The organism is Streptomyces sp. NPDC058664 (genome assembly GCF_042716635.1).
Lineage (GTDB): Bacteria > Actinomycetota > Actinomycetes > Streptomycetales > Streptomycetaceae > Streptomyces.
Map to the genome: position 1 here is coordinate 11,774 of NZ_JBHXRW010000034.1, position 18,073 is coordinate 29,846.

The 18,073-nt window shown below is 73.3% G+C and carries 11 protein-coding genes; 7 read left to right on the plus strand and 4 right to left on the minus strand.

Features of this window, described 5'->3' with window-relative positions:
* Window positions 1–1,091: 1,091 nt before the first annotated feature.
* Together ACFWUY_RS25625 and ACFWUY_RS25630 are read right to left on the minus strand one after the other, a co-directional pair.
* A complete protein-coding gene (locus tag ACFWUY_RS25625; protein WP_384113632.1) occupies window positions 1,092–1,922 on the minus strand; it encodes a DUF1206 domain-containing protein in 831 nt (276 codons plus the stop codon).
* Window positions 1,923–2,314: 392 nt separating this feature from the next.
* On the minus strand, window positions 2,315–2,608 hold the full coding sequence (locus ACFWUY_RS25630) for a hypothetical protein (protein WP_384113635.1): 294 nt from the start codon (window positions 2,606–2,608) through the stop codon (window positions 2,315–2,317).
* On the opposite strand from ACFWUY_RS25630, the gene ACFWUY_RS25635 reads away from it, so the two are divergent.
* The 4 genes from ACFWUY_RS25635 to ACFWUY_RS25650 all read left to right on the plus strand — a co-directional run bounded on the left by ACFWUY_RS25635 (window position 2,589) and on the right by ACFWUY_RS25650 (window position 8,070).
* Window positions 2,589–2,807: a hypothetical protein gene (locus tag ACFWUY_RS25635; RefSeq protein WP_384113638.1), complete on the plus strand. Its 219-nt coding sequence runs from the start codon at window positions 2,589–2,591 to the stop codon at window positions 2,805–2,807. The genes ACFWUY_RS25630 and ACFWUY_RS25635 overlap by 20 nt on opposite strands.
* 240 nt (window positions 2,808–3,047) lie before the next feature.
* Window positions 3,048–4,703 (plus strand): cellulase family glycosylhydrolase, encoded by a 1,656-nt coding sequence (locus ACFWUY_RS25640; RefSeq protein ID WP_384113641.1) that lies wholly within the window; start codon window positions 3,048–3,050, stop codon window positions 4,701–4,703.
* A gap of 499 nt (window positions 4,704–5,202) precedes the next feature.
* Entirely contained in the window at window positions 5,203–6,501 is a 1,299-nt protein-coding gene (locus ACFWUY_RS25645; protein WP_384113644.1) for a GAF domain-containing protein, read from the plus strand.
* A 45-nt stretch (window positions 6,502–6,546) separates the two neighbouring features.
* Entirely contained in the window at window positions 6,547–8,070 is a 1,524-nt protein-coding gene (locus ACFWUY_RS25650) for an aldehyde dehydrogenase family protein (RefSeq protein WP_384113647.1), read from the plus strand.
* A 680-nt stretch (window positions 8,071–8,750) separates the two neighbouring features.
* On the opposite strand, the gene ACFWUY_RS25655 is transcribed toward ACFWUY_RS25650, so the two are convergent.
* Window positions 8,751–9,131, minus strand: coding sequence for a hypothetical protein (locus tag ACFWUY_RS25655; protein ID WP_384113650.1), 381 nt, complete (start codon window positions 9,129–9,131; stop codon window positions 8,751–8,753).
* Window positions 9,128–9,715: a TetR/AcrR family transcriptional regulator gene (locus ACFWUY_RS25660; protein ID WP_384113653.1), complete on the minus strand. Its 588-nt coding sequence runs from the start codon at window positions 9,713–9,715 to the stop codon at window positions 9,128–9,130. The genes ACFWUY_RS25655 and ACFWUY_RS25660 overlap by 4 nt, the downstream gene beginning before the upstream one ends.
* Before the next feature lie 1,051 nt (window positions 9,716–10,766).
* Between ACFWUY_RS25660 and ACFWUY_RS25665 the strand changes: the two genes are divergently transcribed.
* Genes ACFWUY_RS25665 through ACFWUY_RS25675 form a run of 3 tightly spaced genes read left to right on the plus strand, consistent with a single transcriptional unit; the run spans window position 10,767 to window position 18,072 of the window.
* Entirely contained in the window at window positions 10,767–11,627 is an 861-nt protein-coding gene (locus ACFWUY_RS25665) for a DUF4132 domain-containing protein (protein WP_384113656.1), read from the plus strand.
* Window positions 11,624–16,852, plus strand: a complete 5,229-nt coding sequence (locus tag ACFWUY_RS25670) for a hypothetical protein (protein WP_384113659.1) — start codon at window positions 11,624–11,626, stop codon at window positions 16,850–16,852. Before ACFWUY_RS25665 ends, ACFWUY_RS25670 begins: the two co-directional genes overlap by 4 nt.
* Window positions 16,849–18,072: an AAA family ATPase gene (locus ACFWUY_RS25675; protein WP_384113662.1), complete on the plus strand. Its 1,224-nt coding sequence runs from the start codon at window positions 16,849–16,851 to the stop codon at window positions 18,070–18,072. Before ACFWUY_RS25670 ends, ACFWUY_RS25675 begins: the two co-directional genes overlap by 4 nt.
* Window position 18,073 lies beyond the last annotated feature (1 nt).

Sequence of the window (18,073 nt, forward strand, 5' to 3'; positions counted from 1 at the left end):
GGACGCGGCAGGGCGGCCGTTTCGGCGGTACGGCCCTGGCGCTCGCGGATGGTGGCGGGCAGAGCGCTCGCCGTACCGGGACCGAGGCCACGACAGCACCACGGGCCCTCACAGCGGTGCCCGGAGGGAATACGGCTGCCGTCCCCGTCCCCGTCGTTGATGTCGCCGCGACGTTCCCGCGCCCCGAACTCGGAGCGGCCTGCGCCCTCAGCCGGGAAGGCCGTACCCCTGGGAAGATCGTCATCGAAGCCCGAAGCCCGAAGCCCGAAGCCCGAAGCCCGAAGCCCGAAGCCCGAAGCCCGAAGCCGGCCCGACGGCCCGGGCGGACGGCGCTGGTCCTTCACCCCGGGCCCTGGATCTTCCGTCGAGCGGACTTGATTCCCCTGCTGCGGGAAGTCCTGGCGACGAGCATGCTTCGCAGTACCGGCGGAGGGTGATCGATGCGCTTGCGAGCTGGGGCGGGAAGAACACCGGGCTGGAAGTCCGGGGGAGCGGTACACGTTCTGTGACGCGGAGCGCCGGACGTTGCCACGGACCGACGACTCGCAGGGCGATGACGACCCGACCGGCCGTCGTCACCCGCCGGATCGACGGGCACCCGCAGCGCTTCGAGCCGGCCGCCGTCCCCCTCGGGGACGGCACATGCGCTGCCGAACCGCTCGACTGCCCGGAGCACCGCCGGCATCACCGCCGAGGGAGGCGAAGCCGCAGCCGGACCAGGCGGCCATCAGGGCGGCACGCGCGGCGCAGACCAGGCTCGCCCACGAGCGGGAGGCCCTGCGGTCCAGCGACCGCGAGCGGATCGCCGCCGCCCGCCGGAAGTACGCCCGGCCGGCCTGCGAGGTCCGGGAAGACTGGGCGCGACCGATCCCCGGGAGGCGGGGCGCCACCGGTTACCGGAAGCCGAGAAGCGGTGCGTCTTCCGCGAACGGGGATCGCCCTGACCTCCGGCAGGTGCGGCCCCCAGGAGACGCCACGGCGGCTTCGTGGACGTCGCCGGCGGCCCCTGCAAGCCCCGACGGGCCGGACGCGCCCGAAGACCCCCGCTTCCCGAGGCCGCAGACCGCGGGACCTGTCTGATCATCAGCGCGTCAGACCTTCCGCCACTTCGCCTGCCCGAACGAGAAGACGCCGAACAGGACGAGCCCGACCGCCACGGTCACGAGCAGCCACGGACCGGCGGGCGTCTCCGCGAACGAACGGATCGAGTCGTCCAGGCCCTTGGCCTCGGCCGGGTCGAACGCGACTGCCGCCTTGAGCCCGAACCAGCCCACCGCCGCGAACACGAGCCCCCGCCCTGCACCGCCGATCATGCCGGTCACGTCCATGAACCGCCGCGCCTTGCGGGGCATCTGCCCCCACCTCAGGTGCTTGCGGTACTTCCGTATCACCGCGCTGCCCGCCATGCACAGGCCGGTCACCGCGAAGCCGACGGCGGCCGCGCCGACCCACCACTGCCCGCCCGGCAGCCCGAGCAGCCGACCGGTGATGTCCTGGCTCTGCTGGTCGCTCGACCCCGCACCGCTGTCCCGCACGCCCGCCGCGAAGGAGAACACGAGGAAGGAGGAGACTCCGTAGAACACACAGCGGGCCCCGGACATGGCCCGCTTGACCGCACCGTCACCCTTCGGCCCGGCGGCACCGAACACGGCCTCCGTCAGCCGCCAGAGCGCCATGCCCGCGAGACCCAGCCCCAGCGCCCACAGCAGCATGGCACCGAACGGGGTCCGCGAGACCTCGGCCAGGGCCCCACCCCGGTCGGCCTGCTCACCCGTGCCCGTCAGGCCGATCCGTACGGCCAGTGCTCCGACGAGCAGGTACAGCACTCCGCGCGCCACGAAGCCCATACGGGCTCCGGCACGAACGGCATTGCCGCGGGCAGCCCTTCTCGCCAACCTTGTGGACGAGTTCGCTGTGGTCATGACCGGTCACTTCCCTCCAGTTCGGAACCATCGGATGCCCCGTCTCCACCCGCCCAACCCACGGCGCCTGCCGCACGGACAGGGCACCGGCCCCTCCGCATCGGCACGGACCGACGGGCAGAACCTCCGGGCCCACGCCGCACGCCCCGGCTTGCCACCAGTCCACACGGGGCGTCCCTGTCGCTCTGGGCATCGATGGAATACCGGCGCGCGGGCAGCATCGAGGAGGAGTTCGCCGCCCTGATGGGACCGGACATCGGCGAGATCTGGTGGTCCAGCTTGATCCGGGCCGACGTACCGGACTGCGACATCCACGGCGGGACCGAGGAGCGGCATGCCTCCTGGCCGCGACGGCCGCGACGGACGGGGCCGTCGCGGCCGTCGCTCGGCCGTCACTCGGCGTCGCTGAGGAAGACGAGGTGACCGGCGCGGTGGGGGAGACGTCGATGCGGAGCCAGGGTGTTCTTGACGGCCGCCCTGCCGTTCGTCGGAGGTGAGTTGGTGACAGCGACGGAGAGGCGGCCGTCCTTGATCCCGGCGAGACCGCGGTGGGTGCCCCCGGCCGTCACGATCTTGACGTCCTTCGCTCCGACACCGCGTACAGGGCGGCCGAAGAACAGCGGGGCGTGTCCGTCGCCACCGAGCGCCAGGGACCAACGGCCGACGGTGAAGACCGACGCGCTCACCACACCACAGCGCACCATCGACACCACGGTGTACGACGCCGTCCGCGAAGCCGTCGTCAATCTGATCAGCTTCCGGTGGATCCACCCCGACGCCTCGACCGGCACCGCCGGTGACGCCCTGGACAGCGCCCTCACGGAGTCCCGGACCGGCTCTGCGAAGCAGAACCGATCAAGCCCCGCAAGTCCTGGCGCAGCCTGACGTGGAACTCGCGACCGCGGAACGGGTGGAGCGGTTCACCCTGTCGCGCGCAGGGCCCGGCCCGTACGCCGGATTCCCGCCGGACATTCCGGAAGTGTGTATGTGCTTTTTTATCTGTTGCTCCACCAAGTAGCCAGCCAGGCAAAGAAGTTGCTTGCCAAAGTCTTGACGTGCTCGCGTCGTGATGACTTCATGGGAGCGCTCCCACCGCTCTGAACCATCCCCTCGACCGGAGGCCCAGTGAATACCCGAGCAGCGCCCCTGCCCCGTGCCGTCCTCGCCCTCGTGACCGGGACCGCGACCCTCCTCGCGTACGTCCTCCTCGGGGCGGCCGCCGCGCAGGCGCGGACCGCCGACGCCGTGGCGACAGGCCTCCACGTCAACGGCGGACGGCTGCTGGAGGCGAACGGCAACGACTTCGTGATGCGGGGCGTCAACCACGCCCACACCTGGTACCCGGGCGAGACCCAGTCGCTCGCCGACATCAAGGCCCTCGGGGCCAACAGCGTCCGGGTCGTGCTCTCCAACGGCCACCGCTGGACCGCGAACAGCCCCGCCGACGTCCAGGCGGTCGTCGCCGACTGCAAGGCCAACCGGCTGATCTGCGTCCTGGAGGTCCACGACACCACCGGATACGGCGAGGAGGCGGCCGCCGGCACCCTCGACCAGGCGGCCGACTACTGGATCGGCCTGAAGGGCGTCCTCACCGGCCAGGAGGACCACATCATCGTCAACATCGGCAACGAGCCGTGGGGCAACGCCGACCCGGCCGGCTGGACCGCTCCCACCATCGCCGCCGTGAAGAAGCTGCGCGCCGCCGGCTTCGCGCACACGATCATGGTGGACGCGCCCAACTGGGGCCAGGACTGGCAGGGCGTCATGAAGGCCGAAGCGCAATCCGTGTACGCCGCCGACACCACCGGCAACCTGGTCTTCTCCATCCACATGTACAGCGTCTTCGACACCGCGCAGGAGATCCGGGACTACCTGGGGGCGTTCACCGCCGCCCGGCTCCCGATTCTCATCGGGGAGTTCGGAGGACCCGCCGACCAGTGGGGCGACCCCGACGAGGACACCATGATGGCCGTGGCCGAAGAGCTCCGCCTCGGCTACCTCGCCTGGTCCTGGAGCGGGAACACCGATCCCGTCCTCGACCTCGCCGTCGACTTCGACCCGAGCCGCCTCAGCGGCTGGGGCGAGCGGATCTTCCACGGTGCGAACGGCATCGCCCAGACCTCGCGGGAGGCCACCGTCTTCGGCGGCGGCTCCCAGGACACCCAGGCGCCGACCGCCCCCGGCGCACTCTCGGCTACCGACGTCACCGCCGACTCAGCCGCCCTGACCTGGGCGGAGGCCACCGACGACACCGGAGTCACGGGCTACGACGTCGTCCGGGTCGACGGCACCACCGAGACCCCGGTCGCGTCCACCACGACCCCAGGAGTCATGGTGACGGGCCTCACCGCCGACACCACGTACACCTTCGCCGTCTACGCCCGCGACGCGGCGGGGAACCGTTCCGCCCGCTCGTCCTCCGTCGATGTCACCACCGACGAGGACACCCCCGTCCCCGGCGCGAGCTGCGCCGTCGGCTACCGCGTGGTCGGCGAATGGCCGGGCGGCTTCCAGGGAGAGATCATCCTGCGGAACACCGGCACCACCCCCGTCCAGGGCTGGACGCTCGGCTTCTCCTTCGCCGCGGGGCAGACCGTCGCCCAGGCCTGGGGCGGCACCGCCACCCAGATCGGCAGCGCGGTCAGGGTGACGCCCGCCTCCTACACCGCCACCATCGCCCCGTCCGGTTCGGTCACCGTCGGCTTCATCGGAACCAAGGGCGCGACGAATCCGGCCCCGGCCGCCTTCACTCTCGACGGTGCGGCCTGCACCACGTCCTGACCTCCAGGGGCGCGGACACGCCGTCCGCGCCCCTGACCATCTCCGGGCTCCTCGCCGCCACCACGGTCGACGTCCCCGGCGACGACGAGCCCGGCGACGACGAGCCCGACCACCCCCCCCGGATCTGTGATCACCCTCTGCGCCCCGTCGCCTTCCCCTTGGAATGCGGCGGCCGCACCGTCGTCCGAGCCCGGCGTCCAGGCCGCCATCCGCATGGCCCACGAGTGCGTCGAGGGCCGTGGGCGTCGTCCCTGACGGGTGGTCCGTCCAGCCGTACGGCATCGGCGACACGCGCCGTCGTGACGCGCTTCGCCGGGCCGTTTCCCGGTGGTGGGCCACTGCAGGCGTCGGTCACGGCCCGATCCCGACCCCATGTGAGGGCCAGGGGCGGGCCCCGGACAGGAGGAGGTACAGGCAAGGACGTCCGGCCGCTTGTCGGCGGCCCGCCCGGGCACCACGATGATGAACGGGCCGTGACGACCTCGACGGGGAGGCCGAGTTGAGCGATGCGTGGGTGACGCGGGACCCGGACCCGGACCGGGGCCCGGGCGCCGGAGGAGCGGAGCCGGACCGGGGCGCCGGAGAAGCGGAATCCGGACGGGGCGCCGGGGAAGTGCGGCCGCTGGTCGCCGCGTCCTGGAGGCGTTCCGTTCGCGCGTGCGTGAGCCCGGACGGGGCGGCACGGGTGGAGCTGGAGGAGGACGAGCTCACGGCGTACCGGGACGGGCATCCGCTGGCGGCGGCGATGCCGGTGATCCGGGAACTGATGGGCGCGTACGCCACGGACGGGGAGCATCTGCTGGCGGTCTGCGACGCGGCCGGGCGGATGCTGTGGGTCGAGGGGCATCCGGCCACGCTGCGCAAGGCGCGGGGGATGAACTTCGTGGTGGGGTCCCGCTGGTCGGAGTCGGCGGCGGGGACGAACGCGCCCGGGACCGCCATCGCCGTCGACCGGCCGGTGCAGGTCGTCGCCGCCGAGCACTTCCGGCGTCCGGTCCGGGCGTGGACCTGCGCCGCCGCACCCGTGCACGACCCGCGCAGCGGGCGGGTTCTCGGGGCGGTCGACATCACGGGCGGGGCGCGGCTCGCGCACCCGCACAGTCTCGGGTTCGTGCAGGCGGTGGCCAGGGCGGCCGAGTCCCAGCTGGCTCTTCTCGGGCCGACCCCGGAGCAGGAGCGGCTCAGCCTGTCGGCGCTCGGCCGGGACGAGGCCGTGCTCTCGGTCGGCGGACGCCGGGTGCGGCTGAGCCGTCGGCACAGCGAGATCCTGGTGATCCTGGCGCACCGCCCGGAGGGTGTGGGCGGCGACGAACTCCTCACCCTGGTGTACGAGGACGAGACGGTCACCCCGGTGACGCTGCGGGCGGAACTGTCCCGGCTGCGCGCGCTGCTCGGTCCCGATGTGCTGCGTTCCCGCCCGTACCGGCTCGCGGGCGTCGTGGACGCGGACTTCGCCACGGTCGACCGGCGGCTCTCCTCCGGAGCCGTCGCGGCGGCGGCCGGGGACTACGCGGGCCCGCTTCTTCCCGCGTCGGCCGCGCCCGGTGTCGTACGGCTCCGGGAACGGCTCGCGGGCCGGCTGCGGGCCGCGCTGGTGGACCGGGGCGATCCCGGGCTGCTCGCCGACTGGGCGTACAGCGCGTGGGGCGAGGACGACGTGGTGGTCTGGCGGGCGCTGTGCGCTGCCGTGCCGGCTCCCCAGCTTCCCCCTGTGCGAGCTCGGCTGGATCTCCTGGAGTCGGAGCTGTCGGACGGTGCAACGGGATTGCAACGTACGGGTCACCACACTCGACCGTGAGCGCCGGCCCGGAGACGGCCGGCGAACCTCAGGGAGGGTATGCCCATGACCCGTTACGCCGCACCCGGTACCGAGGGCGCGCTCATGTCGTACCAGGCCCGTTACGACCACTGGATCGGGGGCGAGTACGTCGCTCCGGCGGCCGGCCGCTACTTCGAGAACCCCAGCCCCGTCGACGGTCGCCCCTTCACGGAGGTCGCCCGCGGCACCGCCGAGGACGTGGAGCGTGCTCTGGACGCGGCGCACGCGGCGGCCCCGGCATGGGGGCGGACGTCGCCGGCCGAGCGGGCGTCCGTCCTGCTGCGGATCGCGGACCGCATGGAAAGCGATCTGGAGGCGCTCGCGGTCGCCGAGACGTGGGACAACGGCAAACCGGTCCGGGAGACGCTCGCCGCGGACATCCCGCTCGCGATCGATCACTTCCGCTACTTCGCGGGGGCGCTGCGAGCGCAGGAGGGCGCGCTCAGCGAGATCGACGACGACACCGTCGCGTACCACTTCCACGAGCCGCTCGGCGTGGTCGCGCAGATCATCCCGTGGAACTTCCCGATCCTCATGGCGGTCTGGAAGCTGGCCCCGGCTCTGGCCGCCGGCAACGCCGTGGTCCTCAAGCCGGCCGAACAGACCCCCGCCTCCGTGCACTTCTGGCTGAGCCTCGTCGCCGACCTCCTGCCGCCGGGCGTCCTGAACGTCGTCAACGGCTTCGGTGAGGAAGCCGGCAAGCCGCTCGCCTCCTCGCCGCGCGTCGCCAAGATCGCCTTCACCGGCGAGACGACGACGGGCCGGCTGATCATGGGGTACGCCTCCGAGAACCTCAAACCGGTGACGCTGGAACTCGGCGGCAAATCGCCGAACATCTTCTTCGACGACGTGTGGGCCGCGGACGACGACTTCCGCGACAAGGCCCTCGAAGGCTTCACGATGTTCGCCCTCAACCAGGGTGAAGTCTGCACCTGTCCCTCGCGTGCCCTCGTCCAGCAGGGCCACTACGCCGACTTCCTGGCCGCGGCGGTCACCCGCACGGAACAGATCGTCCCCGGTCACCCCCTCGACACCGCCACCATGATCGGTGCCCAGGCCTCCTCCGACCAGCTCCGGAAGATCCTCTCCTACCTGGAGATCGGCCAGAAGGAGGGCGCGAAGATCCTCACGGGCGGCCAGGTCGTCGAGCACGGCGGAGAACTCGCCGGCGGCTACTACGTACAGCCGACCGTCTTCGAAGGCGACAACCGCATGCGCGTCTTCCAGGAGGAGATCTTCGGCCCGGTCGTCGCCGTCACCTCCTTCACCGACTTCGACGACGCCATCCGCACCGCCAACGACACCCTCTACGGCCTCGGCGCCGGCGTCTGGACCCGCGACACCAACACCGCCTACCGCGCCGGCCGTGCGATCCAGGCCGGCCGCGTCTGGACGAACTGCTACCACGCCTACCCGGCCCACGCGGCCTTCGGTGGCTACAAGCAGTCCGGCATCGGGCGCGAGACCCACCGCATGATGCTCGACCACTACCAGCAGACGAAGAACCTCCTGGTGTCGTACTCGCCGAAGAAGCTGGGCTTCTTCTAGAGGCGGCAAAAGAGGCGCCGAACAGGTCTTCTGACCGGTGGGCGCCTCTCCGCCGCCTCATCCGCCGCACCAGTCGATCCGCGTGGCACCGAGATCAAGCGGGGCATCCATCACCGTGGCGACCAGCGCGGAGCACGGGCCACCGGCGAAGAGCGCACCGGATTCCTCATCCTCCGTGGTTCTGGCCGGCCGACCGGCCGGGCGCCCCGGGCATCGCGCGCTCGATCTCGTCACGCGGTCGAGGGCCATCGAGGTGAGCACCCGCCTCTGGCGAGGCCGGCGGTTCGGTGACCGCGGTATGGTCCCGGGCCTCGGGCTCACGGAGCACGCGCCTCTCGGACTTGATCGGGGCAGGCGGCCGGGCGGCCGGGCGACGGATCCGGGCACGGTCGTGCGGTCGGCCGATCGGCGGCCCCGGCGGTGATCGGGCTTCGCGGGAGGACCGCCGGTGCCATGGTTCACGAGCCCGATCAGGGAAGGGACCTGCTCGGCTTCTCAACTCCCCGCGATGACTTGACACGAGCCCGTGTCAGGGGAGGCGCGCCGTCGCCTCCCGCTCCGTCCCACACGCCGTGTCCGCTGGTCGGCGCCCACTCGGTGAGGTCCCGAGTGGGGGAGTGGGGGACCGCTCTCCCCGCCTCTCCCCGCCTCGCTCCGCCCGATGGAGCCGATGAGGGCGGCTACGCGGCGCCCGCCGCTGCCAGCGCCGCGACCGGTAGGAGCAGAATCCACTGCGGTAGGCGGAGCAGAGGTCTGGGCCAGCCGACGGACAGCGTGACGATCAGGAAGGCCGCCGCGTACACGAGGAAGTGCGCGGCCACGAACCACGCCACCAGGCCGGCGTCCGGCGTACCGTCCGTCAGGGAGAGCAGGAGCAGGGCGAGTCCGGAGAGCACCAGGTCGCCGCTCACCATGTGCCACACGGCGTGCAGGACACGCTTGGGTTCGTCCGCGAGCCCGCAGGACAGCAGCGGGCGCACCACATCGCGGTGCCCGCCGACGATGTGCACCGCGGCCACGCCGAGCGCGGTGATCCCTGCCGCGAGGAGCCAGCCGTTCATCGGACCTCGATTCCTTTGGCCACGACGGCGGCCAGCAGCGCGGCCAGCTGTGGGGCAGGGTGCTCCCCGACCAGCCCTACGTGGAAGAACACGGCTCCTGCCAGCGTGTCCAGGACCAGGTCCACGGGCGTTTCGGCCGCGATCTCCCCGCGCAGCAGGGCACGTTCGAAGACGACCAGCAGCCGTTCCTTCGACGGGGCCAGGAAGTCGCCGCGGATGCGCGCCTTCAGTTCCGGATCGGCGGCGAAGTCGGCGAGCAGTCCCGGGAGCGCCGCCGCGGCGGCGGGCGCGTGGAACTCGTCGACCAGGCCCTGCAGCAGCACGGTCAGATCCCCGGCCAGTGTTCCGGTGTCCGGGGGCGGAGCGTCGTCGGTGGTCGTGAAGACGGCCTCGAAGACCAACTCCGGCTTGCCCGGCCACCGCCGGTAGATCGTGTCCTTGCCGACACCGGCCCGCGCGGCCACCGCCCCGATCGATGTCGCTGCGTAGCCGACCTCGACCACCAGTTCCGCCGTCGCGTCGACGATCGCCTTGTGCGACCGAGGATCCCTGGGGCGCCCCCTGGAGGGCGGAGAAGAACTCATGGTGTTTACCATACGGGTCGACCCGTAACGTAAACAAGGGGTCGCCTTCCCCCCGGAAACGGAACCGGAGCCGCCGACGCCTCTTCACGTCACCGGGCAGCTGATGGGCGAGCCGACGACACCCTGGCCGGAGTGGTTCTTCTTCCTCGGCGACGGGGTCCGGAGAGGGCCCGGACCGCTGTGACTCCGGCCGGCCGTTGAGCGAGGGCGTGTACGGGAACCGGTGCGCGCTCCACCGGTCAGCCCCGGCGGGGAACGTCGGCGGCGCTGCGACCGCCTCGGCGGCGTCGGGCCGCCAAGTGGTCGGAAACGGAAAGCCGTTGCTCACCCACAGCACGCAGGCCGCCTCCGGCGGGCATGGCCCGGCGCGGCGGATCGAACGGGGCGACAACGACGGGGTGGTGGAGGAAGGAATCGCCGAAGTCGAACTGCACGCTCCTCGTGGGGACACCCGTAAGCAGGTCATCGGGATACCGGACCTCGCGGCCAAGGGGTGGGTGCCCGCGGCACGTTCGCCGCTTCGGAAGCCGGTAGCCCGGCCGGGGCGCGCCGCTGCCCGACCGTTTCCTGATCGCGGCCACCGGGGGCGTCGAGGCGCTCGGGGCGGCGCTCGAGATCCCGGGGCGGCGGACGAGCCCGACGTTCCGCGGTTCGGCATGGGCCCGAAGCGCTCAGTCACCGAGGTGTGGCTCCTCGGTGTCCTCGCGGCAGGTCGGCGTAGTGCACGGCCACCCGCTCGCGTACCTCGGCGCAGACCACCGTGACGGCCCGGCCGAACCCGAGCGAGGCCCGGTCGCCGGCGCTCCCCGCTCCTGGCGCTCCGTCGGCTGCGTCAGCGGGTTCCGTGGTGTCGCGGGTCTCGGTGGGACGGTGGGCATGGCGGGTGGTGTCTTCCGGGGGGCGATCCGTAAGGCGAGGTGGAGGTGGCCGAGCCCATTGTCACTGGGGACGCCTAGAGTCTCTTCCACTCGTCACGGTGCGTTGCCGTCGACGGGTTTCATCAGCGTGCCGCCGGTTCGGCGGCCGTCCGGAACGACGGGGAGAACAGCGCATGGGGTGGGTTCCGGCGGGCGACTACGAAGTCGCCCTGGAGGCGGGCAAGGTGGTCTGCCGCAACGGGAAGGGCCGACGGCTGAAGTCCGTTCCGACCCGATTGAAGGACGACCCGGCGGTCGTCGGTCTCCGGCAGTTGACCGAGTGGCTGGAGCGGCACGAGCGCCAGTGCCTGACCGACGTCGAGCAGTGGATGGTGCGTTCGTTGCCCGTCCCCACGGCCGTGCTCGCCCGGGTCTGGCCCGACCCGGCGTGGCAGGCGGTCCTGCGGGACGTGGTGGTCACCGGCGCGGACGGTGGGGTCGCCGGGTTCCTGCGCGATGTCGACCCCGACCGCGGTCTCGGCCTCGTCGACCTGGACGGCGACACGGTCCGCATCACCCCGGACGTCGTCAGCGTGCCTCACCCCGTCCTCCTCGACGAGCTCGACGAGCTGCGGGAGTTCGCGGTCGAACTGGGGGTGCGCCAGAGCGTGGAGCAGTTGTTCCGTGAGGTGTGGCGCCGCCCGCCGGGCCTCGCCCCGGACACCACCTCCGTGGACACCTACGCCGGCGGTGTGTTCAAGGAACTGCGGTTCCTGCACGGCCGCGTCACCCAGCTCGGGTACCGGTCGCGCGGCGGATACGCGGTCTGCCCGGTCGTCGAGGACGGTGCCACCGCCGAGGCGCGCATCTGGATCGGCGAGCACGAGGGATACGACGAGTACGGCACGGAGACGGGCCCCCTGGGCTGGACCGACCCTGCGGGGCGCGCGCTGACGGCCGCAGAGGTCGGCCCCGTCGCGTGGTCTGAGGGCATGCGCATGGCGGCGGCGCTCTACGCCGGTCGCGACGTGGAGGACGAGGAGCGGGCGGCATGAGCACCACGACGACGAACACCAACGCGAACACCAACATGAACACCGACGCGGACACGACGGCAGCGGGCGAGGCGTTCCTTCCCGCCCAGGCCCAGACCCAGGCCGGGGGCGAGGGCACCTCCACCCCCGCCGCCGAGGTCCGCGCGGCGGCCCTGCTGGACGCGGGCGCGATCCTCCCGGTCGGCACCACCGACCGGGACGACGCCGACGCGCTGACCGCCCGCACCTACACGCACACCGCCCTCGGCGACCGCCCCGTGGTCCGGCTCGTACCCGGCACTCTCGGCGAAGCCGAGGACCTGGCCCTGGAGTTCCTCGGGCTGGCCCGGACCGCCGAGGCCCCCGTCGTGGGCCAGGTGCGCCGCGAGACGCTGGGCTTCCCGGCCTGGGCGCTGGTCAACGACCCGGCCAACGGGCACCACGCCCTGGCCCTGGTCAAAGACATCGAGCGGCTGGGCCGACAGGCCAGGACCCGCGCCGGAGCGGCCAAGGAGGGCTTCGACGCACTCGGCACCCGACTCGGCCGGGCCGTGCCCCACTTCCTCCCCACCTACTACGAGCAGGTGGCACGCCTCTTCCTCCAGGCCGAGAACACCACCTACGCCGCCTCCTTCTTCGGCAAGGCCCGCGAGGCCGAGCGGGTGCACGGGCTGGTCGTGGACGAGGACCGGCAGCGGGCCGTCTTCCTGGAGTTCGCCTTCGCCGGCGCGCTGACCGTCAAGGCACTGCGGCAGTACGTGCGGGACCTGGTGGCCCGGCTCGCACCGGCGGACGCCTGGGCGCAGTTCCGCCGCCTGCTGGTCGAGCGCTGCGCGGCCGGCATGCCGCCGTACGCGGCGCTGCCGCAGGACGTGCGCGCGCTGGTCAAGGCCGCCGGGCTGGACCGCGAGGCCGCCGAACGCGAGCTGGTGGCCGATCTGATCGGCTCCCCGGGAGTCGTCCGCGCCCCCGCCTCGTTCTGGGCGACCTACCGCTCCGCGCTCATCGCCCTCGCCCGACGGGATGCCGCCGTGCGGGCCCGGCTCCTCGGCTTCTTCCCGGAGACCTTCAGCGAGGGCGACCAGGACACGGACGGCGAGCCCGGCTGGCTCGCGTTGCTGGCCGAGTCCGGCGCCGAGGACCTGCTGACCGCCTTCCCGGACGCCCCCGGCAACCCCCCTTCCGGCTCCGCCGCCGACCCGTCCGTCGTCTCCCCGGCTGACTGGCTCGCCCGCTGGGAGGCACACCGCCGGCGCAACCGGGCCACCTCGGGCCGCAGCCCACAGACCCTCGACCTGGCCGCCCGGATGGCGGACCGGCTGCGCGCCGACGGGCGCCCCGTCGAGCTGTTCCAGGGCCGCTGGCAGCGCACCGCCGACCTGGACCTCCTCGACCTCTGCCTGGCCTCCGGCGTCCCCGTCGCCGAGCCGGACGACCAGGACACGGACAGCGCGCAGCCCTCCGGTGTCCCGGTCGGCCCGTGGCTCACCGACACCGCGCCCGGCGCGCGGGATCTCACCGCCGTCGCCGAACGGCCGGTCTTCCGTGCCCTCCTGAGCCGGAACGTCGGCGACCTCGGCGGCGGACACGGCCAGCGGCTGAGCGACGCCGGCATGGCGAAGCTGGCGGCGCACCCGGTGCTCTCCGGTGTCCTGCGGGAGTGGCTGACCGCCCGCGCCGAGGAGTACACGGCCGCGCGAGGGCTCCCCGGGCTGCACACCGCCCTCAACAGGCTCTCGGCGTTCCGCACCGTGGTCGCGGACGTCGCCCCGGAGGCCGTGCGACTCCTCAAGGGCCACGATGTCGTGCCGCTGCTCGCTTCCACGCTGCGCACCGGCGTCCTCGACGAACTGGGCTGGCCCGCGCTCGACGAGACCTACGCCGAACTGGCGGTCGAGACCGCCGCCACGCGTCAGCGGGGCCACCGGTCGGAGAGCGTCGGTGTCACCGGCGCCTGGCCCGCGCTGATCCTGAACACTCTCGAACGGGCCGTCGTCGTCGGCCCGGAAGGCGTTCTGCTGCGGCACACCATGCGGCTGCCCGCCACCGTCGACCGCTGGCGGGCGCCCGCCTTCCGATACGTCGACGGCGAGCTGCTGGTCATCTGGTGGGAGGACGGCAAGCAGCGCGGCTACTGGTCGCACCGCCCCGCCGAGGTGTTCACCGTCGGCGGCGAGCAGATCCCCTGCTGGGGCGACTCCACCCCCTCGAACGAGGTCTGCCTGCCGCTGCCCGGCGGCGGCCGCACCACCGGCGGCAAGGCCCTGCACGCGGGCGACACCTCCCTCCCGCCCCAGCGCGCCGTCATCTCCGACGGCACCGGTCACTGGCGGGAAGGCCACCAGGGCACGCGGCGGGTGTGGCTGGAGTACGACCCGGCCGACGGCACCCACGGCCGCGCGTCCCTCCCCGCCTTCCTCCGCTCCGGGGTGCGGGACGGCACCCGGCTGCTCACCGAGCACTGCCAGGTGCTGCCCCTCCAGCCCGGCCTGGAGACCACCCCGTTCGGCACGGACGGCACGGTCCTCGGCCGCTGGGTCCGCCGCACGGTCTCCGAGCCCGGCACGGCCGCCCCCGCCGACGGACACCGGATCGTCGCCGGCGCCCCCGACGGCCACACGGTGACCCTGCCGCACCCGCTGCCCGGCGGCGGCTCCCCGGTGCCGCTCGGCGCCCTCACCCTGCCCGGCGGGTCACGACCGGTCACGGCCCTGAACTACCGCTCCGTCCAAGCGCACCCGGTGGACACGGACGGCACCGGTGGCGTTCTGTGGTCCGTCACCCCCGGCTCCTCCGGTGGGAACGACGCGGCGGGCACCCCCTACGTGCCTCCCGTCGCCTACTGGCACGCCCTGCGCCCGAGGGACGAGCGGGGCTCCACCGCCCTGCGGAACCTGACGGACTCCCGGGCGGGGGAGCTGTTCAAGGAGGTCGCCGCCGCGGTCGCCCGGCACCTGGAGGCGTTCCGGGCCGTCAAGGAGTACACCGGGCCCTCGTCGCGGGAGCTGAGCCAGGAGGCCGTCGCCCGGGTGCTGCCCGAGGTTTCCGACGCACGGCTCCTCGCGGGCGTCACCGCGCTCGTCCGGAACGCGGTGGACCGCGCCGCCGCGGCCGCCCGGTACCTGGAACCGCCCGAGCCCGCGCAGCCGGCCACTCCCCGGAACACCGCGCGCACCCAGGGCATGTTCTTCGATCACGCGCCCGAGCACGGCGACGACACGACCCTGCGGGACGCCTCCGCCTGGGGCTCCGAGCGGATGCACGGCGGCTGGTGGGGAGCCGGCAGCCGGTGGACCACGATCCGGCAGATCCTCGCCGTCAACCACGTCCTCTGCGGCGAGCCGGCGTTCGGCCCGCCCGTGCCGTCCAAGGTCCCCTTCACCCCCACGGACGGCTGGCAGCGGGACGAGTACACCGTGCCCGGCGACTCCCAGGCCTGGACCTCCCTCCTCGACAAGCTGCCCGAACTGGCCTACCGGGCCGCCTCGGCGACCACTTCCCCCGAGCACCGCACCGGGCTCCTCGTGCTCCTTGACACCCTCGCCGCAGGCCCGCTGGCCGACCCGGCGGGCACGGTCCGGCGGATGGAGCTCGTCGAGCCGTTCGACGGCGGGACACCCGGACAGGGGCGCCACGAGGTCGTGCACCGCCTCGGCCAGGTGCTGCGCAGGGGCGCCCGCACGGTCGTGATCGTTGCCGACCGAGGCCGGAACTCCCGGAACGACGCGGCACGCTGGCTCGCCCTGGACCACGACCCGACCGGCGCCTTCGGTCCCGTGCCCGGCTTCGCCCTGGACCGCGAGCACGTGTACCGGCAGGGCATCGCCCGTGACCGGCTCACCCGGCTCACCACCCTGGTACGGGAACAGGGCCCGGCACCCTGGCGTCCGGAGGCCGCCGAGGCGTTCCACACGGCCACCGGAATCGGCCCCCTCCAGTCCACCGCCCTGCTGTCGGCCGCCGTCGCGGAGCCCGGCGCCGAGGCGCTCGAGCTGCTCGGGGTGAAGACACGTGCCTTCGAGGCGGCCCATGACAGGCTGAACGCCCTGCCCCGCGACGACCGGCACGCCCTGCTCCGGGCACTGCTGCCCGCGGACCCGGCCGAGCTGTGGTCCACGGGCCCCGACGTCCGGGCCGCCGCCGAGGTCTGGCAGGAGCGCCTGGCCTCCCTCGTCCGCGTCCCCGAGGAACTGGACCTCGACCTGTCGGGCACCACCTCGAGTGCCGTCGACCTGATCCTCAACACGGACTCCCGGACCTGGCTCGCCCACGGCACCGATGTCCAGGACGGCACCGGTCGCCCGGGCCTGCGCCGGGTGAACGCACGTGGTGCGGTCTTCTCTGTCCTGACCGCCCTGCGCACCCTCGCCTACACGCTGCCGTACGGGCACCTCCTGCGAGCGCACCTGCCCGTCGGGCTCGCGGCCCTGCGCGGCCGCCTCGCCGACCCGGACCTGGTACTGGACCTCGGTCTGGAGTGGACCGAGTCGGGGGGTTCGGTCGGCCCCGTGATCCGCGCCGCCCACGGGCTCCCCGAGTCCGGCGGCGCCGAGGCCGACGGTCTGGTCCGGGCCGGCACGGCGCTGCTCCTCGCCCCCGGCCACGGCAGCAACGAGAAGGTGCTGATCCGCCCGGCCGGCCTGACGGGTCCCGACGACCCGGCGTTCGGTCTCGTCGAGGGCACGGTCGGCCATCACGGCAGCGGCGATCTGCTCGCCCTGCGCGCACTGCTGGGCGAGGAGACCGAGGCTTTGGCCTCGGCGGGCGCCCCCGACGGCTCCCCGCACCACCCGGCCCAGGACCCGACGCGTGCGGTGCCGGACCTGGTGGCCGAGGCCGCCGGCGTCCTCGGCCTGAGCGAGGACGCCGCCGCTCTGTACCTGATGCTGCTCGCCCTGCCCGACCCGACGGACCGCAACTGCGTCCGCTGGACCGAGTGGAAGCCGGCACGGGTCAAGAAGGCCCGGACGGAACTTGCCGCCACCGACCTCGTCGTGGAGGCGAAGCGCTCCCGCGCCGGCCGCACCCTGTTCCTCCCCTGCGGCTGGCTCGAACGCGGCGCCCCCGGACTGCCGCTGGAGACCTGGAAGGAACGCCTGTACCCCGTGACCGGGTCCACCCGGACCCTGCCCCACATCCCCGTGCCCGCGCTGTTCGCAGCCGCCTGGGCACGGGTCCGCGGCGGCGACGCCCCCGCCTTCGAAGAACTGGACACCCGCGCAACCCGGAAGGGCCGCCGCCGATGACGAGCGACACCACGACCACCAAGGACAGCACCACCACGGGCGGCGTCCCGGACCAGGCGACGGCGCCCGGCCGTGAGCACCGCCAGGTCACGCCACCCGAGGACAGGTACGCCACCGAGCTGGCCTTCCTCGCCGCCCACGACTCCGGGCCCCGCCCGCCCGGCTGGCTGCTCACCCCGCGCGCCGTCGTCACCTTCGTGATGGGCAGCGCGGGCGAGGCACTGAGCCTGCCGAAGGACGCCCGGCCCGGAGCCGGGGTACCGCGCCGCCTGGTGATCGAGGAGAAGTTCGTCGGCGAACGCGCCCTGGTCGAACGGTGCGTGGTCACCCTCGCCGGAGAGCGCGGACTCCTCCTCGTGGGCGAACCCGGCACCGCCAAGTCCATGCTCTCCGAGCTGCTGTCGGCGGCCGTCTGCGGGACCAGCGCGCTCACCGTGCAGGGCACCGCGGGCACCACCGAGGACCAGCTCAAGTACGGCTGGAACTACGCGCTGCTGCTCGCCCAGGGCCCCACCGAGCAGGCCCTGGTGCCCTCCCCGGTGCTCACCGCCATGACCCGGGGGGCCGTCGCCCGCGTCGAGGAGGTCACCCGCTGCCTGCCGGAGGTCCAGGACGCCCTCGTGTCACTGCTCTCCGAGCGGCGGATCGCGGTCCCCGAACTCGCGGGCGGCGAGGGCGCCCAGGTGCACGCGGCCCCCGGGTTCACCCTCATCGCCACCGCCAACCTGCGGGACAAGGGCGTCTCGGAGATGTCCGCCGCGCTGAAGCGGCGCTTCAACTTCGAGACCGTGGGCCCCATCGGGGACGTGGACGCCGAGACCGCGCTCGTCCGGCGCCACTCGCGGGCGGCCGTCGAGCGCGCGGGCGCCGCCTACCAGGTGGACGACGCGGTCCTCGAAGCCCTCGTCACCGCCTTCCGGGACCTGCGCGAGGGTCGCTCCGTGGAGGGCTGGGAGGTCGAGCGCCCCTCCACGGTGATGAGCACGGCGGAGGCCGTCTCCGTCGCGGGTTCCCTGGGCCTGGCCGCCGCCTACTTCCCCGGCGACCGGGACGTGCTCTCCCTCCTGCCCGGCCATCTGCTCGGCGTCGTCCGCAAGGACGACCCCGCCGACGCGGCACGGCTGCTGGGGTACTGGGACGGTCCGGTGCGCAGGCGCGCGGAGCAGGGGTCGGCCACCTGGCGTGCCCTGTGGGACCTGCGCGCGGTGCTGGAGAACTGAC